The organism is Pseudoalteromonas sp. PS1M3, assembly GCF_016865405.1.
Classification (GTDB): Bacteria; Pseudomonadota; Gammaproteobacteria; order Enterobacterales; family Alteromonadaceae; genus Pseudoalteromonas; species Pseudoalteromonas marina.
The window spans coordinates 2,484,400-2,505,730 of record NZ_AP022624.1 but is presented as its reverse complement, the minus strand read 5'-3'; the positions used below and the strand labels follow the sequence as shown (position 1 = coordinate 2,505,730).

23 protein-coding genes are annotated in these 21,331 nt (G+C 39.1%); 16 read left to right on the top strand and 7 right to left on the bottom strand.

Translation table 11 applies throughout. The features are described 5' to 3' along the window. Position 1 precedes the first annotated feature (1 nt). Genes PS1M3_RS11640 through PS1M3_RS11620 form a run of 5 tightly spaced genes read left to right on the top strand, consistent with a single transcriptional unit; the run spans position 2 to position 3,489 of the window. Positions 2-961 (top strand): flagellar motor protein MotB, encoded by a 960-nt coding sequence (locus tag PS1M3_RS11640; protein ID WP_203984366.1) that lies wholly within the window; start codon positions 2-4, stop codon positions 959-961. Positions 962-973: 12 nt separating this feature from the next. Next, the gene (locus PS1M3_RS11635; protein ID WP_008132586.1) at positions 974-1,744 is read left to right on the top strand and encodes a ParA family protein; all 771 of its coding nucleotides are present in this window, start codon (positions 974-976) and stop codon (positions 1,742-1,744) included. Positions 1,745-1,747: 3 nt separating this feature from the next. Beyond that, the gene (locus tag PS1M3_RS11630) at positions 1,748-2,548 is read left to right on the top strand and encodes a chemotaxis protein CheW (protein WP_008132585.1); all 801 of its coding nucleotides are present in this window, start codon (positions 1,748-1,750) and stop codon (positions 2,546-2,548) included. Positions 2,549-2,572: 24 nt separating this feature from the next. Beyond that, positions 2,573-3,070, top strand: a complete 498-nt coding sequence (locus PS1M3_RS11625) for a chemotaxis protein CheW (RefSeq protein WP_006792763.1) — start codon at positions 2,573-2,575, stop codon at positions 3,068-3,070. A gap of 17 nt (positions 3,071-3,087) precedes the next feature. Beyond that, complete coding sequence (locus tag PS1M3_RS11620; protein WP_006792764.1) at positions 3,088-3,489, top strand: DUF2802 domain-containing protein; 402 nt, start codon at positions 3,088-3,090, stop codon at positions 3,487-3,489. 35 nt (positions 3,490-3,524) lie between these two features. Here PS1M3_RS11620 and PS1M3_RS11615 read toward each other — a convergent pair whose 3' ends face one another. Continuing rightward, positions 3,525-4,178 carry an OmpW family protein gene (locus tag PS1M3_RS11615; protein ID WP_138740366.1) on the bottom strand — a complete coding sequence of 218 codons (654 nt, stop codon included), beginning with the start codon at positions 4,176-4,178 and terminating at the stop codon, positions 3,525-3,527. 262 nt (positions 4,179-4,440) lie between these two features. Here PS1M3_RS11615 and dapE point away from each other — a divergent pair, with 262 nt between their 5' ends. Next, positions 4,441-5,625 carry a succinyl-diaminopimelate desuccinylase gene (gene dapE / locus PS1M3_RS11610; RefSeq protein WP_138740365.1) on the top strand — a complete coding sequence of 395 codons (1,185 nt, stop codon included), beginning with the start codon at positions 4,441-4,443 and terminating at the stop codon, positions 5,623-5,625. 55 nt (positions 5,626-5,680) lie between these two features. Here dapE and PS1M3_RS11605 read toward each other — a convergent pair whose 3' ends face one another. Beyond that, a complete protein-coding gene (locus PS1M3_RS11605) occupies positions 5,681-7,387 on the bottom strand; it encodes a lysophospholipid acyltransferase family protein (RefSeq protein ID WP_138740364.1) in 1,707 nt (568 codons plus the stop codon). Positions 7,388-7,542: 155 nt separating this feature from the next. Between PS1M3_RS11605 and PS1M3_RS11600 the strand changes: the two genes are divergently transcribed. Further along, positions 7,543-8,463, top strand: coding sequence for a glyoxylate/hydroxypyruvate reductase A (locus PS1M3_RS11600; RefSeq protein ID WP_138740363.1), 921 nt, complete (start codon positions 7,543-7,545; stop codon positions 8,461-8,463). A gap of 203 nt (positions 8,464-8,666) precedes the next feature. Here PS1M3_RS11600 and smrA read toward each other — a convergent pair whose 3' ends face one another. The 4 genes from smrA to PS1M3_RS11580 all read right to left on the bottom strand — a co-directional run bounded on the left by smrA (position 8,667) and on the right by PS1M3_RS11580 (position 11,022). Beyond that, positions 8,667-9,245: a DNA endonuclease SmrA gene (gene smrA / locus PS1M3_RS11595; RefSeq protein ID WP_058428560.1), complete on the bottom strand. Its 579-nt coding sequence runs from the start codon at positions 9,243-9,245 to the stop codon at positions 8,667-8,669. Positions 9,246-9,374: 129 nt separating this feature from the next. Then, positions 9,375-9,620 (bottom strand): hypothetical protein, encoded by a 246-nt coding sequence (locus PS1M3_RS11590; RefSeq protein WP_006792771.1) that lies wholly within the window; start codon positions 9,618-9,620, stop codon positions 9,375-9,377. A 107-nt stretch (positions 9,621-9,727) separates the two neighbouring features. After that, complete coding sequence (locus PS1M3_RS11585; protein WP_138740362.1) at positions 9,728-10,171, bottom strand: hypothetical protein; 444 nt, start codon at positions 10,169-10,171, stop codon at positions 9,728-9,730. A gap of 89 nt (positions 10,172-10,260) precedes the next feature. Continuing rightward, complete coding sequence (locus PS1M3_RS11580) at positions 10,261-11,022, bottom strand: IS5 family transposase (RefSeq protein WP_024600859.1); 762 nt, start codon at positions 11,020-11,022, stop codon at positions 10,261-10,263. Positions 11,023-11,164: 142 nt separating this feature from the next. On the opposite strand from PS1M3_RS11580, the gene PS1M3_RS11575 reads away from it, so the two are divergent. Continuing rightward, positions 11,165-11,548, top strand: a complete 384-nt coding sequence (locus PS1M3_RS11575) for a response regulator (RefSeq protein WP_006792773.1) — start codon at positions 11,165-11,167, stop codon at positions 11,546-11,548. A gap of 65 nt (positions 11,549-11,613) precedes the next feature. Here PS1M3_RS11575 and rpsT read toward each other — a convergent pair whose 3' ends face one another. Further along, positions 11,614-11,874 carry a 30S ribosomal protein S20 gene (rpsT, locus tag PS1M3_RS11570; RefSeq protein WP_006792774.1) on the bottom strand — a complete coding sequence of 87 codons (261 nt, stop codon included), beginning with the start codon at positions 11,872-11,874 and terminating at the stop codon, positions 11,614-11,616. Between the two features lie 294 nt (positions 11,875-12,168). On the opposite strand from rpsT, the gene murJ reads away from it, so the two are divergent. The 8 genes from murJ to PS1M3_RS11530 all read left to right on the top strand — a co-directional run bounded on the left by murJ (position 12,169) and on the right by PS1M3_RS11530 (position 21,232). Then, positions 12,169-13,707, top strand: a complete 1,539-nt coding sequence (gene murJ / locus PS1M3_RS11565) for a murein biosynthesis integral membrane protein MurJ (protein WP_371816579.1) — start codon at positions 12,169-12,171, stop codon at positions 13,705-13,707. 83 nt (positions 13,708-13,790) lie between these two features. Next, positions 13,791-14,741 (top strand): bifunctional riboflavin kinase/FAD synthetase, encoded by a 951-nt coding sequence (gene ribF / locus PS1M3_RS11560; protein WP_006792776.1) that lies wholly within the window; start codon positions 13,791-13,793, stop codon positions 14,739-14,741. A 5-nt stretch (positions 14,742-14,746) separates the two neighbouring features. Next, positions 14,747-17,575: an isoleucine--tRNA ligase gene (gene ileS / locus PS1M3_RS11555; RefSeq protein ID WP_138740361.1), complete on the top strand. Its 2,829-nt coding sequence runs from the start codon at positions 14,747-14,749 to the stop codon at positions 17,573-17,575. Between the two features lie 11 nt (positions 17,576-17,586). Continuing rightward, positions 17,587-18,087 (top strand): signal peptidase II, encoded by a 501-nt coding sequence (gene lspA / locus PS1M3_RS11550; protein ID WP_010555931.1) that lies wholly within the window; start codon positions 17,587-17,589, stop codon positions 18,085-18,087. Beyond that, the gene (gene fkpB, locus PS1M3_RS11545) at positions 18,084-18,524 is read left to right on the top strand and encodes an FKBP-type peptidyl-prolyl cis-trans isomerase (RefSeq protein WP_008132561.1); all 441 of its coding nucleotides are present in this window, start codon (positions 18,084-18,086) and stop codon (positions 18,522-18,524) included. Before lspA ends, fkpB begins: the two co-directional genes overlap by 4 nt. Next, positions 18,524-19,453 carry a 4-hydroxy-3-methylbut-2-enyl diphosphate reductase gene (ispH, locus tag PS1M3_RS11540; RefSeq protein ID WP_008132560.1) on the top strand — a complete coding sequence of 310 codons (930 nt, stop codon included), beginning with the start codon at positions 18,524-18,526 and terminating at the stop codon, positions 19,451-19,453. Before fkpB ends, ispH begins: the two co-directional genes overlap by 1 nt. A 40-nt stretch (positions 19,454-19,493) precedes the next feature. Continuing rightward, on the top strand, positions 19,494-20,528 hold the full coding sequence (locus tag PS1M3_RS11535) for a sensor histidine kinase (RefSeq protein WP_203984364.1): 1,035 nt from the start codon (positions 19,494-19,496) through the stop codon (positions 20,526-20,528). Further along, positions 20,525-21,232: a LytTR family DNA-binding domain-containing protein gene (locus PS1M3_RS11530; RefSeq protein WP_010555933.1), complete on the top strand. Its 708-nt coding sequence runs from the start codon at positions 20,525-20,527 to the stop codon at positions 21,230-21,232. Before PS1M3_RS11535 ends, PS1M3_RS11530 begins: the two co-directional genes overlap by 4 nt. Positions 21,233-21,331: the final 99 nt, after the last annotated feature.

The following is a 21,331-nucleotide window of genomic DNA, read 5'->3' as shown; positions in this document are numbered from 1 at the left end:
AATGATGCGTCGACGATTTGGTCGCTCGGCCTATAAAAACCAGCATACAGAGCGCTGGTTAGTATCTTATGCGGATTATATGACCATTATGTTTGCCTTCTTTGTTGTAATGTATGCGATTGCGATTAACAAAGAAGAAAACTTCCAAATTTTATCCGATTCCCTAGAGCAAGTATTCGACAAGTCGGCTCGTGTTTATTCTCAGCAAGGTACGGGGATAGATGGTACTGGAATACTTACTGATAGGGTTACTCCTGAAGATGAATTGCTGTATGGCGAAAGTATCAACAAGGAAGAGCAAGGCCCAGAGTTGTTAGACGGCCAAAGTGAGACAAGTAATATACAGCAAAAATATTTAGGAAAACCACTTGATAGCTTATTAACGAAACTTCAGTCAGCGCTTATTGATGAAATACGTGATGGTGAAGCCAATCTAGAATTGCATCAAGATTGGCTCATAATAGAACTGAGTTCAGGTATGTTATTTTCAAGTGGTAGCGCAGTTGCTCATTCTAGAGCAAAACAAGTTGTTAAAATTGTAAAAGATATTGTCGCGCCAGTGGATAACTATATACGGGTGCGTGGTTATACAGATGATGAAACAATTAAAAATGAAATATTTCGCTCTAACTGGGAGCTTTCTGTCGCTCGCGCAACTTCAATACTTGTTGAGCTTGAAGCACTTGGCATAAATTCGGCCCGAATGGCTATTGAAGGGTATGGACAGTATTCACCCTTTGCACCTAACGACACAGATGAGGGCCGAGCTGAAAATAGAAAAGTAGTAATAGCGTTATCTAAATATGGGTTGCCAGAAGAGAAAAATAAATCAGCAGAAGAGCCGATAGTTGAGGCAGTAGCGCCTGAGCCAGAAGTAGAATTACCGTCAGACGATGACACAATAAAAATTATTCGTTTACCACATGGTGGAATTCGTATTACAACTCGCAATGAACAGTAACTAGGATGTGATGTGAAGATTTGGACTGTAGCCAACCAAAAAGGTGGCGTTGGTAAAACAACGACTGCGGTCAGTCTTGCTGGTACTTTAGCACTGCAGGGTAAGCGTGTACTACTAATAGATACCGATCCTCATGCGTCTTTAACATATTACTTTGGTATTGATTCTGAGGATTTAGAGGTCAGTGTTTACGATATTTTCGCTCGTGGAACTAGTATGCAAAGTGAGGAGATACTTCAAGCATTATGCCCATCCACCCTCGAAAATTTAGATATATTACCTGCTACTATGGCTATTGCTACATTAGATAGAAGCATGGGCAATAAAACAGGCATGGGGTTAATTTTAAAAAAGACACTTGCCAAAATAAGTGAACATTACGATTATGCTATTTTAGATTGTCCCCCTGTTTTAGGGGTTTTGATGGTTAATGCATTGGCTGCGAGTGAGCGCATTTTAGTCCCTGTTCAAACTGAGTTTTTAGCGCTTAAAGGCTTAGATAGAATGATGCGTACAATGGAATTAATGCAGAGCTCACAGGCGAAAAGTTACGAATATACTATAATACCTACAATGTACGATAAAAGAACGAAGGCATCACTCGAAGCCTACAAAACGTTACAAAAAACTTACGGTAACAAAGTTTGGCCAGGTGTTATTCCCGTAGATACAAAACTAAGAGATGCAAGCTTAGCACAAAAAGTACCCATAGAGTTTTGCCCTCGCTCTCGCGGTGTATTTGCTTATAAAGCATTATTAGATTATTTAATTGAACAAGGTTAATGAATGAGTAAGCAATTATTTGCTAATGAAAAAGTAATGACTCAGTACTTAGGTGCCTTACTTTGCGAAGAAGAGCTTGCCAGTGACTTAGAGCCCGTAGCAAAACTTTTAGAAAATATACCGGGTGACTTGCCAAGCGAAGAAGCCACTCATGAAAGTCAGAAGCCAGTTACTAAAGTTAAAGTAGTGGCTGAGCATGAATCATCTTCGTTAGATGATACGCATGAAGTTAAAGAAGCAGAAGCTACAACACCGAAAGTTAACGTCATTGAAACGCCAAAAGAGACAACGAGTACAGACCTTAAAATAGCAAAACAGAAACAATTAAATCTTTCAAATAACAGTGAGTCAGATTACTTTGACGGCGAATTTCAGGCATTGTTCTTTGAAGTTGCAGGACTTACGCTAGCAGTCCCGCTTAAAGCTCTTGGCGGTATACATCAATTAGGTGAAGTGAATCACCTGTTTGGTAAACCAAAGTGGTTTAAAGGCGTTATGCTTAATCGTGATGAAAAGCTCAATGTTGTAGATACAGCACGCTGGGTTATGCCAGAGAAGTTCGATGAAAAACTAGAGGCATCACTTGATTATCAGTATTTAATAACTTTAGGAGATAGCCAATGGGGATTATTAGCTGAGAAGCTTATAAATAACATTACATTGACAAAAGAAGATGTAAAATGGCGTACAGATCAAAGTAAGCGCCCATGGCTTGCCGGGGTTATTAAAGAAAAAATGTGTGCTTTAATAGATGTAGACAATTTAAATACGTTATTAGAAGAGGGCTTAGATAGCCGTCAGTAGTAATGACCATTATGGGGTAACAGCATGAACCAAGAGAAATTACTGTCAGAAAATAAAAATGCAGATAATAATGATGAAATATTACAGTGGGTTACTTTTAAACTAGAAGAGGAAACCTACGGTGTTAATGTAATGCAAGTTCAAGAAATACTGCGTTACACCGAGATTGCACCAGTCCCTGGTGCGCCTTCTTATGTAATAGGCATTATTAACTTACGTGGTAATGTAGTAACCGTTATTGATACACGTGCTCGATTCGGTTTGTCAGCAGCTGATGCAACTGATAACTCACGTATATTAATTATTGAAGCTGAAGAACAAGTTATAGGCATTTTAGCTGATAGCGTTTCTGAAGTTGTATACCTGCGTAGCTCTGAGATTGACAGTGCGCCAAATGTGGGTACTGAAGAAAGCGCTAAGTTTATCCAAGGTGTCTGTAATCGAGATAATGAGCTTCTTATTTTAGTTGATTTAAATAAGCTACTTAGTGATGACGAATGGGATGAGTTAAGCGATTTATAAGCTTTATCAGATAAACTATGCTGTTACTTAGTATTGCTGTAAGCGCGTTAGCGGTAGGTCTTATATCGTTAACGCTTATTATTGCATTTAAAAATAAACACACCAGCGATGTTGCTGATGTACATCAAAAGCTTAAAGAATGTGCAGAACAAGTTCATATTTTAAGAAGCGAAGCCGCTGAATTAAGAACCGGTTTACTCAGTATCGGCAAGCGAGTTCTAGAGGTTGAGCAACAAAACCAAGATTTACTGCAGCAGCAATCGGCTCAAAAATACGATGATCCTGATGCTAAGATTTATTCCCGTGCTGTGAAAATGGTTGAGTTAGGTGCAGATTTAGACGAAGTTATTCGCGAGTGTGAGTTACCAAGGGCTGAGGCCGAGTTATTGTTTTCGTTGCACAAAAAAAAAGGCGCTTAGCGCCTTTTTTACACACATAACATCGTACTTAGACTTTAAAAACTATACTTCACACCAAACATTGCCACTACAGGGTCAAGCTCAACTGTTGATGTTAATGCTTTTGCATTGTTAGCGTACACGGTTGCATCTGTATCAATATCCATTATAGAAACCATTGCATGAAGTCCCCAGTGATCATCCATTGTATAATTAGCCCCTACTTGTACTAAAAACCCTACAGAGTCATCTAGCTCAACTTTAACATCGTCTGTACCAAGGGTAGCTTTAAGAGCTTGCGAAGGCTGTTCATCAAAAAAGGTTGTATAATTAACACCAACACCTATGAATGGTCTGAGCTGGTAGCTTGTATCTAAAAAGTGATACTGTGCCACTAACGAGGGTGGTAAGTGTTTAATGTTAGCAATTTTATTACCAGCCAAACCGCCTGTTCCATTTACATCATGAGAGAATGGCGTAGCAGCAATCAATTCTAATACCCAATTGTCATTAAATGCATAGTCTACCGTAATACCTAGCTGAGTATTAGAATCACCTTTTAGACCTAATGAGGGGGCTTCGTTAATTGCAGAGCCACTGTTATCTGGGTTAACGTTAATAGCGCCCAGATTTACGCTGAAGTTAGCGTGTGCAGCTGGAGAGAGTGCTAATAAAGAGGTTAATAGTGCAATGCTAATTTTGGTTTTCATGTTGTTCTCCAAGAACTACTTTTTGATTGACGCCATTATTACGCTTAACAAATATGGAAAACCTGTTCTAGATCAAAGTTTCAAAAATTATTGAACGTTGAAAAGTATTTTATTGATTTAGATTAATTTTGACGCTGTTTCATAACCGCAATGATTGACAATCTATATAAGTAATAATCATCAGAATGTATAAAAGCTGACATCTCTTAGTCATACTCTCACTATTTAATAATGCCTTACTTAGTAATAAAGGTGTTAAAAAATGTCTTTAGTTGTTTCACAACAAGCAGTCACTTCTCAAAGGTTAAACGCCGAATTAATAAATAAATTACAAACGCTTATCCAATTTAAATCAGTAACGCCGAATCAAGCCGGTGCAATAGATTGGCTGGTTGAGCAGTTATGTGAGCAAGGTTTTTGCTGTGAAAAATTTACGAGTAATGGTGTCACTAACTTAATTGCGCATATTAAATTCAATGAGGGACCGTGTGTCGCTTTTTCAGGGCACATTGATGTGGTTCCTGCAGATAACGGTGACTGGCTAACCCCTCCGTTTGATGGAAGAATAATTAATGGAGTAATTTACGGAAGAGGTGCCGCTGATATGAAAGGAGGCGTGGCAGCTATGCTAACTGCCACAAAAAAATTAATAAATAGCACGTCATCAAAAGCAGGGACTTTTTATTGGCTCATTACCTCTGATGAAGAAGGCGAGGCTGAGTTTGGTTCTGCGCAAATAGCCAATAAGCTTTCTTCAAATGGGATTGTTTTAGACGGATGTATTGTAGGCGAGCCAACGAGTTCGACACATGTTGGCGATACAATTAAAAACGGTCGCCGTGGTGCACTTTCAGCACGTATTCTGGTAAAGGGCAGGGCAGGTCATGTAGCTTATCCTCAAAATACCATTAACGCCGCACATATTAGTGCCAAAATAGTCAATAAATTGAGTGAACAAGCGTGGCACTTAGATGACGCAGGCTCAAAAACAACACTGCAAGTAACAGGCATAAATATTGACAATGTGGTCGATAATTTAGTCCCTAGTTACTGCGAAATAACATTTAATATTCGCTATAGCCATCGGTACAGCAGTGAAAAAATTAAATCGATATTGAACAATTCGTTGGATGAATTTTCACGTTACATAACGATTAATTGGGAGCGTCCATGTGAACCATACTATACCCAACCTAAGAGCAAGTGGAGTTTAATTACTTGTGTTGAACAAGCCATACATAGTCAAACTGGAAACTACCCAGTTCTAAGTACCAGTGGTGGCACATCTGACGGTCGTTTTTTTGCTAACAGCCACACTCAAGTAATTGAATGTGGGCTAAGAAACAATACAATTCACCAGGTTAATGAGCACGTATCTATTGATGACTTAATAAAAGTTGAAGCAATTTATTATGACTTACTTTCACGTATTTATATAGAACGATAATGTTAGTTAGTTCTCAAATAAAACCCAGATAGTGGCGAGGGTAACCTCGCTTCAATTAGCTTAAGTATCGCTTTGCTTTGTTATCTTTAACATTTTTCAAGTCAACCAATACTAAACCATCAATGCAATTGTTAAAGTCGGGATCTACGCTAAAACTTAAAAATTTCACCCCACCAGGTTTGCATAGCTCTGTATATTGTTTAAATAAAGTGGGAACTTGCGCACCCATATTAGCAAGCACATGCTTTAGTTCTACAAAGTCTTCTTTAACGTCGTTTTTGCAAAAAATCATGTCACACTGCGCAAGTTCATGTTCGCTTAGTTTGAATTCATTGTTTGGAGTCGCAAGTACTTCATCGGTTTTATAATAATGCTGATAGTAATACACTAGCATGGCCTTTGCCGGGTCAGGTAACGTATTAGACACGCTAACAGCGCCAAATAAATAACGATATTGTGGGTAGTTTTTAACAAATGCGCCAATGCCGTACCACAGGTAATCTAAGCTTTTACGTCCCCAATATTTTGGCTGAACAAAGCTACGACCAAGTTCAATTCCTTGCTCTAGGTAGGGGCCCATTTCAGTGCTATAAGTAAATAAACTGTCGGTATACAGCCCTTTACGGCCATGTTTATCAATTATTTCTTTAGCGCAAGCTAGCCTATACGCGCCTACCAGCTCTAATTGTGTTGGGTCCCAAAGAACTAAGTGTTGATAGTCCATATCGTACTTATCAATATCACGGCGTTTTCCACTGCCTTCACCTACAGCTCTAAAAGCTATTTCTCTCAACCTACCTAGCTCTCTAAAAATAGGTGAGCTACCCGTATATTGATATAAATGAATATGCATACCATCTTGTGTTTCCCCCAGAAGCTGACACGCATCTATTGCTTTTTTAAGCTCTTTCCTACACTCAGGAACAGCAATAGGAGTTTGTGTTTTAAGTGGTAAGGTTTTTTTAGTTGTTAGGCGATACAGTTGCTTTCGTATTAAATTAACAATCTCTTTATCTTTTAAATTTTCTATGAGGTATGACGCTGGAGGAATAGACGCACCAATTTCAAACTCTAACGATTTCTGGCGTTGTTTAAACATTTCTTTTACTAGTAACAAGCTTGCTAAGGGTTTGTAAATTATTGAAGTCCCATAAAATAATGGGCTGTTTTTAGCTTTTATATAAATAGGTAATATAGGGCAATTGGCTTTTTTTGCCATGCGCAAAAAACCGCTGTTCCATTTACAATCTTTGATACCTGTAGGGCTCAGCCGTGATACTTCACCAGCGGGAAATATCAATAATATCCCCTCATTTTTCAAATGCTGGTGAATATTATAAAGCTCTTGTTTCTTACTTGTGCCAGATAAGTTATTTACAGGTAAAAGTAAGTCGTGCATTGGAGTCACCGACATGAGCATACGGTTAGCAACAACCTTTAAATCTTTTCTTACGCTTGAGAGCACTTTAATTAATGCAAGCGCATCTAAAGAGCCTATAGGGTGGTTTGCAACAATAATTAATTTACCTTCGCTAGGAATATGCTCTATTTGCTTTGGCTTGTAACGTGTATCAAAATTGAGCTCATCAAGAACTTGTTCAACAAATTCTAGCCCTTGTAAATGAGGATAGGTGTCGGCAAAGGCCACAAACTCTTGTTCATGTAGTAAATAGCCTAATCCCTTTTTTACTAGGCTTTTTACTTTTGGTGAGCTTTCTAATTGTGGTAAGTTTGCTGCAATTACTTTATCAACACTGATCATACAAGCCTCTTTTTAATTTAGCACGACTGCCATATCTGTAGAGTAAAAAAAGGGTGTGACAGTTATTTTGCAGTTGTGTGACCTTTTAAAGTGTAAAGGGTGCCAAGTGTTGATTAGTCAGTATGGATTTTATAAAAACTTATTTGGAAGTAACTATGTCGGTATTAGTAGCAATTACAGGTCGAGATAACACAAAGTTAATAGCGCAATTACAAGCCCGATTACCCTCTACAAAAATACAGCAGTGGCCAGATTGCAATAACCTAGAAACTATTGATTTTGTATTAGCATGGAAAGCACCGCATGATATGTGGGCAAAGTTGCCAAACCTTAAAGCGGTATCGTCATTTGGTGCGGGTGTAGACAGTATTGATTTAAATTTGCTTGGTGATGACGTAGATGTGGTGCGTATAGTTGATGAAAAATTGGCACAAGATATGGCCGAATATGTGCTTACGCATGTTTTAGCGCAAAAATTGCGATTAAAAGAATACTTTATTAAGCAAACGCAGCACCAATGGAAGCCCAAAAGGGCTTATCAACAAAACAATGTAGGTATTTTGGGATTTGGGGAGCTAGGCAAAGCATGTGCGAAACGACTTATTGCCAATAAGTTTACTGTAAATGCTTGGGCTCATACACATAAAACCAGTAATACAGTTAATTTATTTTATGGCGAACAAGGGCTTCAAAATATGCTTAGCGACATTGATTATCTAGTCTGTTTGTTGCCATTAACCAAAAAAACGAAAGGTATTATCAATAAAAGTACAATTAGTATGCTTCCTAATCATGCTGTTATTATTAATGTTGCACGAGGAGAGCATGTTATAGAAGCGGATTTACTTAAAGCCTTAGAAGAGAATTCGCTTCGGGCTGCAGTCATTGACGTGTTTGAACACGAACCTCTTAGTGAAGAGCACCCTTATTGGCAGCATGATAAAATAACCCTTACACCGCATTGTGCTGCATTATCAGATATAAACAGTGTTTCAGCACAAATAGCAGAAAATGTTGAACGCTTACAGCAAGGTATTACTTTAAATAATCGAATAGATAGAACGAAAGGATATTGATAAATTTAAAGAAACAGCTTGTTAACATATGTAATTTTTATTAATGTTGTATATGTTCTCAACAATAAAAATATAAAGAGGGTGAAATGAAAACAAATCAGGGTGGTGCTAGATTAAGCTTAATTATAATTTCTATAATAATATTAGGCGTATCTGCTTGGTTTAATCAGCCAACTATTTTATAGAATGGCACCACAGCAAGTTTAGCGCTTGCTGTGGATTTCTCTATTTTCGTGTTTTTTATCGGCACTTTTTTTAAGTAAAACATAAGTCGCACCACTCCCTCCATGATGCCTCTGTGCAGTATGATATGCCAAAACCGCCGGTAATTCAGGTAGCCATTTATTTACAAAACTTTTTAGTATTCCTGGTTTAGTTTTATTTTTAATTCCTACACCATGCCTAATAAGCACCACGCGAACATTTTGCTGCTGACAGTCATTAATAAAATTAAAGAGCGTATTGCGTGCATTTTTAAGTAGCTGGCCATGAAGGTCTAAGGTCGCATCAACTTGATACTTTGCTAAACGTAAGTTTTTAAATACAGGGCCTTGTACTCCGTCTTTTTTAAAACTTAAAATAGCAAATGGCTCAACAAGCTCAACAGACTCTGTACTTAAGTAGTTCTCATCTGTTGATAGAGTATTTTCAGCCGCTTGCCGCTTTTGTTGTTGCGCAAGTGAAGAATGAGGGCTGCTTGATAACGGTTTAATAGTATCACTGCTAATAGGGGTCACATCTTCCATAGAAGATAAAAACAAATCAAAATCAGATAAGGACATACCGAGATCTCAAAATAATGTAGTACGAGGTCAATATTATCTTAGTTCACCTAATTACCCAACCATTTTGATTTATACAATAAAAAAAGCCCAGCAATGCTGGGCTATAAAATATTCTAGGGGAAATTGTTAGCTCTGAGTTACATTAAGTTGCCCAAATGTATAAACCTTAAACAGATAAAATGTATTGATCAATACTAAACTCATATTTGAAATAACACTCGACGACATAAGATCTAAGCTAAATGATAAAAATAACAGGCCACATGCACTTATGGCGGCTACGCGCAGTAATGTTATGTGGTTAATAAAGAATGCACCTAAACCTAGTGCAAGTAGTATCGTGTTTAAAAGCCAATCTAGCTCGTTTAGCATGGTCGTTTCAATAGTTCAGTTGTTGAAAAAAGGAGCGCCATTATGGTGATCTTTTGCGCACCTTTCAACCAAGTAATTTTACATTTTTCAGATTAGTTTTATTAATGCTAAAAGTAACTTTTAATCGCTGAAATGAGACCGTCGTCAGCAATAACTTGATACTTTTGGCAGCTCTGAGGATCCTGTAAATCACTACATAAATAGAGAGATTTACGCTTATCGTCAAACTTAGGATGTAAATGCGAGTCAACAAGCGTTGCACCGTATCCAAATACACCAGGCCAATAAATACTTTTGCTAACCATCCCTAATTTTTTATAGGTGAGTAAAGTTGGTTTTGGAAAAGCTATAATGATAACTGCAATAATAGCGAGCGTTATTAACAGCCCTTTTTTAGGTTTAGGGTTTTGGCTATTTAACTCTGTATCAATAGTGTGTTGTTTAGTTTGTGCCTGCCTTTGAGAAGTTGCCCGAGTTTTATTTTTTTGTGTTGTATTTTTTCTTGCCGGTGTTTTACCTAGCAAGGATTGTTTTTTTGGTGTTTTTGACATAAAGCAGATCTGGCCTTTTTTACATAGGTCTTTATAATTCAAATAGTAAATTTATATACTAGGGGCTGTTGATCTTTGTAGTACATATATCAATCAGCCCACATTGGTAGCCACATCATAGTAAATGCTAAAGCGAGCATTGAATGATAATTTCGTTCAAGCTTTTCATACCGCGTGGCTATCCCTCTATATTGCTTAATACGGCCAAATGCATTCTCAACCAAGTGCCGATATTTATACATGCACCAGTCAATATCTTCATTGCCTACTAAACTGTTGCCCTTACGTGGAATAACGGGTGTAGCGTTATTATCACGAACAAACGCTCTCAGTTTTTCACTGTCGTAGCCTTTATCTGCGACAACCATATTACTTGTTGGGCAATTAGCTACGAGTGACTCTGCATGGACGATATCATGCGTATTTCCACAGGATAATTCATAATAAACAGGCAACCCTCCGCTATCGACTGCAAGATGAATTTTCGTAGAATTTCCACCTCGGCTCTTTCCAATTGATTCATTGTCAGCAGTTCTTGCACCGCAACTATGTTGATGAGCCCTGACAATACTGCCATCAATGAAGACCCAATCCATGTCCGCATCACGAGATAATGCGCGAAACAGTTCATTCAAAATCCCTTTTTTGGACCATAAATTAAACCGTCTGTAGATAGCACTCCAACGGCCAAAATCAGAAGGTAAATCTCGCCATGGAATACCTGTGCGCATCTTATACAGTATGCCTTCGAGCGTTTTTCTATGGTCGGGCTTATTATAAATTCGACCACTTAAGTACATTACTTTTGATAAGACATTCCATGTCCCGTCTGTTAGCATTAATCTTGGCATGTAGGTTCGGTGTAAAGTTTTCTGGCGAATTCAATTATACCTTATCTTCATGCTGTTTGTTTTTCATACCACAAAGATCAACACGCCCTAAGCTAATTATTATAATAACGTAAAGTTAGCTTATAGCCTATGAGGAATGAAGATGGACACGCAGCTATCAATTTTAATAGTGGATGACGTTAGCACGGTGCGTAGTTTTTTGAGCCAAACGCTCATGCATCTAGGGATAGACAATGTAAAGGAAGCATCTACTGCCTCACAGTGTATTAGTGAATGCCAAGCAGCAAAATACAGTATGATTTTTTTGGATATTGAGTTACCGGATGGAGACGGAAAAGAATTAATTGCACAAATCAACGAGATGAGTCCAGAAACGAATGTAATTATGGTGTCTGCGCATTCAGCTGTTGAAAATGTAAAAGATGCCATAGATAAAGGCGCTAAAGGGTTTATCGTAAAACCGTTTACACCTAAAAAAATAGCAGCCATGCTTAAAAAGTTTTATCCAGATTTAGAAATTATGTAGTCCAAAAACTTTTAAGTAAAAAAAAACCGGCAAAAGCCGGTTTTTTATATTCTAACAAAAACAAATTATAGCGCTTTGATCTTAGCTGCTAAACGGCTCTTATGACGAGCTGCTTTGTTTTTGTGGATTAGACCCTTAGTTGCGTAACGGTCTAGGATAGGTGTAGCAACAGAAAAAGCTTGCTGTGCAGCTTCTTTATCGCCAGCTTCAATAGCAACAACTACTTTTTTGAAGTAAGTGCGCATCATTGAGCGACGGCTTGCGTTGTGCTGACGGTTCTTTTCGCTAGTAATAGCGCGTTTTTTTGCAGACTTGATGTTAGCCAAGGTTTGCTCCTAACAATCTTAAAATAAAGCTTAAATTAAAGGCCGTGGAATATGCCTGTTTCTATCATGAATGTCAATTAAATTTAACTATTCAAGAAAAACTGCTCCTTATAACGAACATTAATTTGCCGCTTTAGCAGTTAATGACGCTATTGTAACAAAGCACAGACCCCCAGCCTAGTGCTTTAAAGCGATTTATAAAAAAGACTGTGGCATAATCGCGTATCTTAGGGATTTTTAAGTAGGTTTAAGGTGTCAAAAGGTTTATTTCGCTCCGGTATGATTGTTAGTTGTATGACTATGATCTCGCGTATTTTAGGGCTCGTAAGAGATGCAGTTGTTGCTAATTTACTCGGCGCAAGTGCTGCGGCTGATGTATTTTTATTTGCTAACCGAATTCCTAACTTTTTACGTCGCTTATTTGCAGAAGGCGCTTTCGCACAGGCATTCGTACCCGTTTTAAGTGAAATAAAAGAGCAACAAGGTGATGATAAAGTTAGGCTCTTTGTTGCCCAAGCTGCAGGTACGCTGGGCACTATTTTATTGTTAGTGACTATTTTTGGTGTAGTGGCTTCGCCGGTTATCGCCGCTTTATTTGGTACCGGCTGGTTTATTGATTGGTGGCAAGGCGGCCCCAATGCAGAAAAGTTTGAGCTGGCCAGTTCGTTATTAAAATTTACCTTTCCGTATTTGTTGTTTGTAAGTTTAGTCGCGCTGAGCGGTGCGGTAATGAATGTTTACAACCGTTTTGCCGTTGCCGCATTTACCCCTGTGTTACTAAATATATCAATTATTACCTGTGCAATTTTTTTACATGACAAATTTAGTGTAGGCGCCTATGCGTTGGCCGTTGGTGTGTTTGTTGGTGGCATTGTTCAGTTGTTATTTCAATTACCTTTTTTATCACGCGCTAAAATGTTGGCTCGCCCGCGCTGGGCTTGGCATGACGAAAACGTAAAAAAAGTGCGTAAGCTTATGCTGCCCGCATTGTTTGGCGTATCGATAAGCCAAATTAATTTATTACTAGATACTATGATTGCCTCATTACTGATGACAGGTTCTATAGCATGGCTTTATTACTCAGACAGGCTAATAGAGTTTCCGCTTGGTTTGTTTGGAATAGGTATTGCGACGGTTATTTTACCCGCACTCTCTAAATTGCACAGCAGTAAAAAATTGAGCGATTTTCAGCATACGTTAGATTGGGGAGTTCGCTTTGTAATATTTTTAGGTATACCAGCAATGGTTGGCTTAATGATAATAAGCCCACTTATAATTACGGTCCTATTCGATCATGGTGCCTTTAAAGAGGACAGTGTTGATCATGTAAAAGCGGTAAGTTTAGGTGTTGTAGCTTACTCTGTTGGGTTAGTTAGTTTTATGTTGATTAAAGTGCTCGCGCCTGGGTTTTATTCACGTCAAGATACTAAAACGCCCGTACGCATTGGTATTATAACCCTTGTGCTAAATATGGTATTTAATATTATGTTAGCCCCTTTTATAGGTTACTTAGGGTTAGCACTCGCTACATCAATGTCAGCCAGTTGTAATGCATTTTTACTTTATAGGCAGCTGAAAAAAGAAAATGTTTATCAGTTTTCTTCTATGAGTTTGCGTTTCACTATCAAGTGTATTGTTGCAAGTTTAGGCATGGGGTGTGTTACATGGTATGTAAGTAGTTACTATTTCTGGGCCTCGTGGGCTTTCGCACAACAAGTTATATTATTAATTGCCCTTGTCGTATTAGCAGGAGTTAGCTATTTTTCAATGCTCTTTTTAATGGGTGTAAGACTAAATACGATAAAAAGTGTAGCAATTACTGAATCAAACTAAAAAAAAGATTATAATCGGCAGCCTTGTGGCTTTTCCTTGATATAAGTCGTGATAATACTTGCTGAAAAAAGGCTTTAGGTGGCATGGAGTTAATTAGAGGTATACACAATATTCGCCCACACCATTTTGGGTGTGTGTTAACTATTGGTAATTTTGACGGCGTTCACTTAGGTCATGCGCAAGTATTAAAAGGCTTGTTAGCTGACGCAAAAGCACACAATTTACCCAGTACGGTGTTGTTGTTTGAGCCTCAACCTCAAGAGTTTTTTGCAAAAAATAATGCCCCAGCAAGGTTAACTCGCTTACGCGACAAGTTACGTTTATTAAGTGATTTAGGCATTGAACGTGTAATTTGTATTAGCTTTAACCAGCGGTTTGCAAATATGCATGCAGAACAGTTTGTAAACGAAATACTAATAAAAAAACTCGGTGTTAAAGCGTTAACGGTGGGTGACGACTTTAGATTTGGCCAACAACGTAAAGGTAATTTTAATTTACTTGTAAATATGGGTAAACAAGCAGGCATGGATGTACAAAGCACTGCGAGTTTTCATCAGTTAAATGCTAGAGTAAGTAGCACGTTAATACGCGAGGCATTGGCATGCGGCAACTTAGCCGATGCAAAAGTGATGCTAGGTCATAATTATGCGATTTCTGGGCGTGTTATACACGGTTGGAAACGAGGCCGTGAACTTGGTTTTAGAACTGCAAATATAGCGCTAAAGCGCCAAGTTTGCCCCGTGAATGGGGTGTTTGCTGTGCAGGCGACTATTGCTGGGAAACAGGTTTTTGGGGTTGCTAATATAGGCAATAAACCCACATTTAATGGGACACGTGCACTTCTGGAAGTTCATCTTTTTGACTTTGCACAAGACATTTACGGACAATTTATGCACGTAGAGTTAATACAAAAACTCCGCGATGAAAAAAAATTCGAGACATTAACACAATTAACGGCGCAAATAGCAACAGACGTTGCCGCCGCTAAACAGTGTTTTGGTTTAAATCAGGTAGCCGATAGAGACGGAATGTAGGATAAATGAGCGACTATAAACATACTTTGAACTTACCGGAAACACCGTTTCCAATGCGTGGCAATTTGGCACAACGTGAACCAAAAATGCTAAAAGCATGGTATGAAGACGACCTATACGGTCAAATCCGCAGCGCTAAAAAGGGCAAAAAAACCTTTATTTTGCATGACGGTCCTCCATATGCGAATGGCGACATTCACTTAGGTCACTCAGTAAATAAAATTTTAAAAGACATTATTGTAAAGTCTAAAACGTTATCAGATTTCGACTCACCATATATTCCAGGTTGGGACTGTCACGGTTTACCAATCGAGCTAATGGTTGAGAAAAAAGTAGGTAAGCCTGGCGTTAAAGTAACTGCGAGCGAGTTTCGCGAAAAATGCCGCGCTTATGCTAAAAAGCAAGTTGAAGGTCAAAAAGTAGACTTTAAACGTTTAGGTGTGTTTGCCGATTGGGACAAGCCATACCTAACAATGAATTTTGATTTTGAAGCGAATGCAATTCGTGTACTTGGTCGTATTATTAAAAATGGTCACCTACACAAAGGTGCAAAGCCTGTGCACTGGTGTACTGATTGTGGCTCTGCATTAGCTGAGGCTGAAGTTGAGTATCAAGATAAACAGTCGCCAGCCATTGATGTGCGTTTTATTTTTGCTGACCAGGACGCCGTAGTTAATGCATTTGATATGGCACAAGGGCATAAAGGTAAAGGTAGTGTAGGTACTGTAATATGGACTACAACACCATGGACGCTTCCAGCAAACCGCGCAGTAGCCGTGCATGCTGAGTTAGAATATGCATTAGTACAAGTTGAAGATGAAGGCGCTGAGCAGCGTTTAATTTTAGGTTCAGAGCTTGTAAAAGATGCTATGGATCGTTTTGGTTTTAATCATTACCATGTTTTAGGTTACGTAAAAGGTGCTGCACTTGAAAACTTGCAAGTAGCGCATCCTTTTTATGACTTTAATGTACCGGTGATTGTTGCAGAACACGTAACTACGGACTCAGGTACTGGCGTGGTGCATACAGCACCGGGTCATGGTCAAGAAGATTTCGTGGCAGGCTTAAACTATAACCTAGAAGTTGCTAACCCAGTTGGCGCTAACGGTGTGTACTTGCCTGATACAGAATTATTTGCAGGCCAGCACGTATTTAAAGCAAACGCGAGCGTAATTGAAGTATTAAAAGAGCGTGGGGCTTTAGTGCATCACCATGCGCTTACTCATAGTTACCCACATTGCTGGCGTCATAAAACCCCTATTATTTTCCGTGCTACGCCACAATGGTTTGTTAGCATGGATCAGGCTAATTTACGTAAAGATTCACTTGCTGAAATTAAAAATACGCAGTGGTTACCAGAGTGGGGTGAAAGCCGTATTGCAAACATGGTCGAAGGTCGCCCAGATTGGTGTATTTCTCGCCAACGTACTTGGGGTGTACCCATTGCTTTATTTGTTGACAAAGACACCGGTGCATTACACCCAAATACCCAAGCGCTTATTGAGCAAGCTGCCGCATTAGTAGAAAAATCAGGTATTCAAGCATGGTACGACTTAGATCCTGAAACCCTGCTTGGCGAAGAAGACGCTAAACAATACATGAAAGTGCAAGATACACTCGATGTATGGTTTGACTCAGGCGTGTCGCATGCGTGTGTTGTTGATGCTCGTGAAGAATTAGTAGGTCCAGCAGATTTATATCTGGAAGGGTCGGATCAACACCGTGGTTGGTTTATGTCGTCGATGATGACATCGGTTGCGATTAATGGTCATGCCCCTTATAAACAAGTGCTTACGCATGGCTTTACCGTTGATGAAAACGGCAGAAAAATGTCTAAGTCATTGGGTAACGTTATTTCTCCGCAAAACGTTATGAATAAGTTGGGTGCTGACATTTTACGTTTATGGGTCGCGTCTACCGACTACACGGCTGAAATGACTGTATCGGATGAAATATTTAAACGCTCTGCAGATCGCTACCGCCGTATTCGTAACACAAGTCGTTACTTATTAGCTAACTTAAATGGTTTTGATCCTAAAACAGATCAGGTTGCTGTTGACGATATGGTTGAGCTTGATAAGTGGATTGTTGGCCGTGCTGCACAGCTTCAGGACGAAATTTTAGCCGCTTACGATAGCTACCAAATGCTATTAGTTACGCAAAAGCTAATGAACTTCTGTACGGGTGAGCTTGGTTCGTTCTACTTAGATGTAATTAAAGACCGTCAGTACACAGCTAAGAGCGACAGCCATGCACGACGTTCTTGTCAAACTGCGCTTTACCACATTGCTGAAGCAATGACGCGTTGGATGGCACCAATTATGAGCTTTACAGCACAAGAAATTTGGGAAGCTTTACCTGGAGAACGTAGCGATTACGTATTTACATCAGTATGGTATGAAGGTTTACAAGCACCAACAAATACTCAGTTTAGTAATGATGACTGGCAAGCAATTTTAAACGTACGTGACGAAGTGAACCGTTTATTAGAAGCGGCACGTAAAGAAGAAGTTATTGGTGCGGCTCTTCAAGCTACAGTTAATTTATTTGCGGGCGAAGAGCTGGCAAACAAATTAACAGCATTGGGTGATGAGTTGCGTTTTGTACTGCTAACGTCAGCTGTTAATGTAGCGGATGTTGATAGCCAGCCTGCAGATACGCAAGAAACAGAAATTGAAGGTTTGTACATTAGTGTTGCAGCAACAGATGCCGCCAAATGTGAACGTTGTTGGCATTACAGCGACGATGTAGGCATTGAGCCTGCTCACCCAGAAATTTGCGGTCGTTGTGTTAGTAATGTTGATGGCGAAGGCGAAAAGCGTCAATTCGCTTAGGGGATGTTTTAGTGAGCAAACTAGCCCAAAAAAGTGGTTTAGTGTGGTTATGGTTGAGTCTATTGCTTTTAGCAATAGACTTTGCCAGTAAAACACTTGTTGTAAATACTATGGCTTATAGCGAGTCTATTAATTTACTACCTGTTTTTAGTATTACCTATGTGCATAACTATGGTGCTGCTTATAGTTTTTTAAGTGATGCTGGTGGTTGGCAACGTTGGTTTTTAAGCGCAATTGCAATTGCTATAAGTGCCTTATTGGTGTGGTGGCTAAAAAGATTACCCGCAACTAATAAAGTGTTATGTGGTGCTTACTCGTTAGTGCTTGCTGGCGCTATTGGTAATTTATACGACCGTATTGCTTACGGTTATGTAATTGACTTTATTCACGTATTTTATGAAGACTCACATTTTCCAGTATTTAACTTTGCTGACTGTGCTATTTGTGTAGGCGCGGCATTGTTATTATTTGACGCCTTTACAGGTGAGAGTCCGAAGGAGCATAAAGCATGAGCCAAGCTGTAATTGGTGAAAACTCGCAAGTTATTTTTCATTTTTCTATAAAACTTGAAGATGGCTCTGCCGCTGATTCAACTAAAGTGCACAACAAACCTGCAAAGTTAACAATGGGCGATGGCAGCTTAACGGCAAATTTTGAGAAGTGCCTATTAGGTTTAAGCGCAGGCGAAAGTAAAACCTTTGAATTAGAGCCTGAAGATGCATTTGGTCAGCCAAATCCAGATAACATTTATTATGTTGATCGTAGTAAATTTGGCGCAGAAACACCTGCGAAAGTAGGTGCTATTATTGCGTTTACTCAACCTGATGGTACAGAGCTTCCGGGCTTAGTGCGGGAAGTGCAGGGTGAGTCGGTTACTATTGATTTTAACCATCCGCTATCTGGCCAGCGTTTAACATTTGAAGTTGATATTATTGAGGTAAAAGGCTAATGGATATTTTATTAGCTAATCCACGTGGCTTCTGCGCAGGCGTTGATAGAGCAATTAGCATAGTAGAGCGCGCTTTAGATATTTTTGAAAAGCCAATTTACGTACGTCATGAAGTTGTTCATAACAAATATGTTGTTGACGGCTTAAAGAACCGAGGCGCAGTGTTTGTAGAAGAATTACACCAAGTACCAGACGACAGCATTGTTATTTTTAGTGCGCATGGTGTATCTCAAGCGGTACGCTCTGAAGCCAAGCGCAGAGAGTTAAAAGTATTTGATGCGACTTGTCCACTTGTAACTAAAGTACATATGGAAGTAACCCGCGCAAGCCGTAAGGGTATAGAATGTATTTTAATTGGCCATCATGGTCACCCAGAGGTTGAAGGCACCATGGGGCAATACGACAATGATGCTGGCGGTATTTATTTAGTAGAAACCGTAGACGATGTTATTGCGCTTAATGTTAAAGATGCAAAAAACTTATTTTATTGTAGTCAAACAACGCTCTCTGTTGATGACACTGCTGATGTAATAGATGCATTACGAGAAAAATTTCCTGCAATTGACGGCCCGCGTAAAGATGATATTTGTTACGCGACTCAAAATCGCCAAGATGCTGTTCGCGACCTAGCTGATAAGGTTGATGTATTATTAGTTGTTGGTGCGAAAAATAGCTCAAACTCAAATCGCTTGCGCGAACTTGCAGATAAAATGGGTACAACCGCTTACTTAATTGACGATGCTACTGATGTACAGGAGCAATGGGTTTCAAGCGCTAATTCAGTAGGGGTTACGGCTGGTGCGTCAGCACCTGAAGTGCTTGTTCAGCAGGTAATAAGTCGTTTAAAAGAGTTGGGTGGCACACAAGTTGTAGAAAACCCAGGTGAAGAAGAGAATATCGTATTTGCTGTTCCTGTGGAGCTGCGTTAATCTATATAAATTAATTATTTAGATTACAAGGAGAGCTGTGATGAGCAAAACGCCTCAATCGGATGTATTGCTTTTTTCAGCTCTTTTTAATGAGCGAGGTGTGCTTGCCTCGCTTGTTGTCACTCAAGTTATTGCGGTTGTTTTAGCATTTGCTCCGCATGCTCAGGGTGATATATGGCTTAGGCTTGGAATAATTAGCCTATTTTTACATTTAATTGTTTTATCAAGTACTTCCTCGTTATATATAGCTCGGCACTTTTTACAAAAGCGTACACGTGCCCTACAACTTTCGCTCTTTTTTGTTTCTTTTTTATTATTTACCAGCATGTTTAGTGTTTTATTTTCGCGCTTTGCGTTTGATATAAATACAAATGAACACCTTATTTATTTTGTCATTCAAAATACTATTATTGTTGCATTTTTAGTTGCTTTATTTGTGCAGTTTTTGCTTATCTATGCTGAAAAAGAGCAACAAACTAAGGCACTTTCCCGTGCTGAGTTAGACGCTTTGCAAGCACGAATTCGTCCACACTTTTTATACAACAGCTTAAATACAGCGGCAGAATTAACGCATCACGATGCCGCGGCTGCAGAGCAAGCTATTTTAGCATTAGCTGCATTGTCACAAGCGGCAATGCGTTCAGGGCAAAGCGTGTTGTTGAACGATGAGGTAACACTGAGTAAGCAATATATTGCCTTAGAAACTTGGCGCTTTGGTGAGCGATTAAAAGTTAATTGGCACATTCCCTCAGATTTACCAGCATTAAATATACCGTGTTTAACACTTCAGCCATTAATTGAAAACGCAGTATGCCACGGTGTTGAAACAAGTGAAGACGGCGCGACAATAAATGTAGAGCTGCATATCACCACCGGCTATATAACAATGATTGTCTCAAACCCAATTACAGCCTCAAAGGAGCAGACTAGGCCTAATAATGGAATGGCACTTGATAATATTCGCCAGCGTTTAAATATTTATTATAAAAATAAAGCGCAGCTTACTATTACTAATAGGGATGGCGTATACAGGGTGAAAGTCGTTATTCCTAAACATATTGAGAATAGCGTATGAATGTACTGATTGTTGATGATGAACCATTAGCTAGGACGCGATTAAAACGGCTTTTAGCAGTTGACAAAAGCATAGTGATAAAAGCAGAGGCAGCGAATGGGAATGAAGCGTTAGAGCTTGCTAAAAAGTATAACCCTGATTTAATTTTTTTAGATGTCGATATGCCAGGAATGAATGGCTTAGAGGTAGCGCATAAGCTAAACAGAATGCCTTTACCACCCGCTATTGTGTTTGTTACGGCTCACCCAGAGCATGCATTAGATGCCCTGCAATTAAGTGCTGCGGGATATCTAGTTAAACCTATTACCGACCAATCTTTAAGTAAAGTGCTAGATCAGCTAGGGCGTTTAAATAAAGCGCATGTGCAAAAACAGCAATCAGCTAAAATTAGTTACCAGGTGGCAGGGGTTATAAAAAGTGTAGAGCTTGACAGCATTATTTATTTTATCGCGCAGCAAAAATACACAAACATGGTTTTTGAAGGTGGAGAAGCCTTTATAGAGCAGAGCTTAAAACAGTTAGAGCTACTTTACCCCGCCCAGTTGTTACGAATTCATAGAAATACCTTAGTAAACAAAAGTAAGCTGCTATGTTTGAAAACACAAAATACAGGGGTACATACAATAGAACTTGTTGGTTGCAAAGAGCACTTAGCTGTAAGCCGACGGGAACTAAAAGCAGTTAAAGATATATTAAATGCCTAGCTGTTAACCGTTTATCAACAAATCCTACCGCTTATCCTAGTAAGTATTGAATCTAAATTTTAATGCCATAAACTTACAATCAGACAATTTTTTATTTGG

What these genes read in the sequence shown, in the direction of transcription:
- PS1M3_RS11605 (WP_138740364.1), bottom strand. Translation starts at nt 7,387, where the DNA reads ATGATCAGTGTTGATAAAGTAATTGCAGCAAACTTACCACAATTAGAA.
- PS1M3_RS11585 (WP_138740362.1), bottom strand. Translation starts at nt 10,171, where the DNA reads ATGTCAAAAACACCAAAAAAACAATCCTTGCTAGGTAAAACACCGGCA.
- PS1M3_RS11535 (WP_203984364.1), top strand. Translation starts at nt 19,494, where the DNA reads ATGAGCAAAACGCCTCAATCGGATGTATTGCTTTTTTCAGCTCTTTTT.
- PS1M3_RS11575 (WP_006792773.1), top strand. Translation starts at nt 11,165, where the DNA reads ATGGACACGCAGCTATCAATTTTAATAGTGGATGACGTTAGCACGGTG.
- PS1M3_RS11625 (WP_006792763.1), top strand. Translation starts at nt 2,573, where the DNA reads ATGAACCAAGAGAAATTACTGTCAGAAAATAAAAATGCAGATAATAAT.
- dapE (WP_138740365.1), top strand. Translation starts at nt 4,441, where the DNA reads ATGTCTTTAGTTGTTTCACAACAAGCAGTCACTTCTCAAAGGTTAAAC.
- smrA (WP_058428560.1), bottom strand. Translation starts at nt 9,245, where the DNA reads ATGTCCTTATCTGATTTTGATTTGTTTTTATCTTCTATGGAAGATGTG.
- PS1M3_RS11530 (WP_010555933.1), top strand. Translation starts at nt 20,525, where the DNA reads ATGAATGTACTGATTGTTGATGATGAACCATTAGCTAGGACGCGATTA.
- PS1M3_RS11630 (WP_008132585.1), top strand. Translation starts at nt 1,748, where the DNA reads ATGAGTAAGCAATTATTTGCTAATGAAAAAGTAATGACTCAGTACTTA.
- PS1M3_RS11620 (WP_006792764.1), top strand. Translation starts at nt 3,088, where the DNA reads ATGCTGTTACTTAGTATTGCTGTAAGCGCGTTAGCGGTAGGTCTTATA.
- PS1M3_RS11590 (WP_006792771.1), bottom strand. Translation starts at nt 9,620, where the DNA reads ATGCTAAACGAGCTAGATTGGCTTTTAAACACGATACTACTTGCACTA.
- ispH (WP_008132560.1), top strand. Translation starts at nt 18,524, where the DNA reads ATGGATATTTTATTAGCTAATCCACGTGGCTTCTGCGCAGGCGTTGAT.
- PS1M3_RS11580 (WP_024600859.1), bottom strand. Translation starts at nt 11,022, where the DNA reads ATGCCAAGATTAATGCTAACAGACGGGACATGGAATGTCTTATCAAAA.
- PS1M3_RS11640 (WP_203984366.1), top strand. Translation starts at nt 2, where the DNA reads ATGATGCGTCGACGATTTGGTCGCTCGGCCTATAAAAACCAGCATACA.
- fkpB (WP_008132561.1), top strand. Translation starts at nt 18,084, where the DNA reads ATGAGCCAAGCTGTAATTGGTGAAAACTCGCAAGTTATTTTTCATTTT.
- ileS (WP_138740361.1), top strand. Translation starts at nt 14,747, where the DNA reads ATGAGCGACTATAAACATACTTTGAACTTACCGGAAACACCGTTTCCA.
- PS1M3_RS11600 (WP_138740363.1), top strand. Translation starts at nt 7,543, where the DNA reads ATGTCGGTATTAGTAGCAATTACAGGTCGAGATAACACAAAGTTAATA.
- murJ (WP_371816579.1), top strand. Translation starts at nt 12,169, where the DNA reads ATGACTATGATCTCGCGTATTTTAGGGCTCGTAAGAGATGCAGTTGTT.
- ribF (WP_006792776.1), top strand. Translation starts at nt 13,791, where the DNA reads ATGGAGTTAATTAGAGGTATACACAATATTCGCCCACACCATTTTGGG.
- PS1M3_RS11615 (WP_138740366.1), bottom strand. Translation starts at nt 4,178, where the DNA reads ATGAAAACCAAAATTAGCATTGCACTATTAACCTCTTTATTAGCACTC.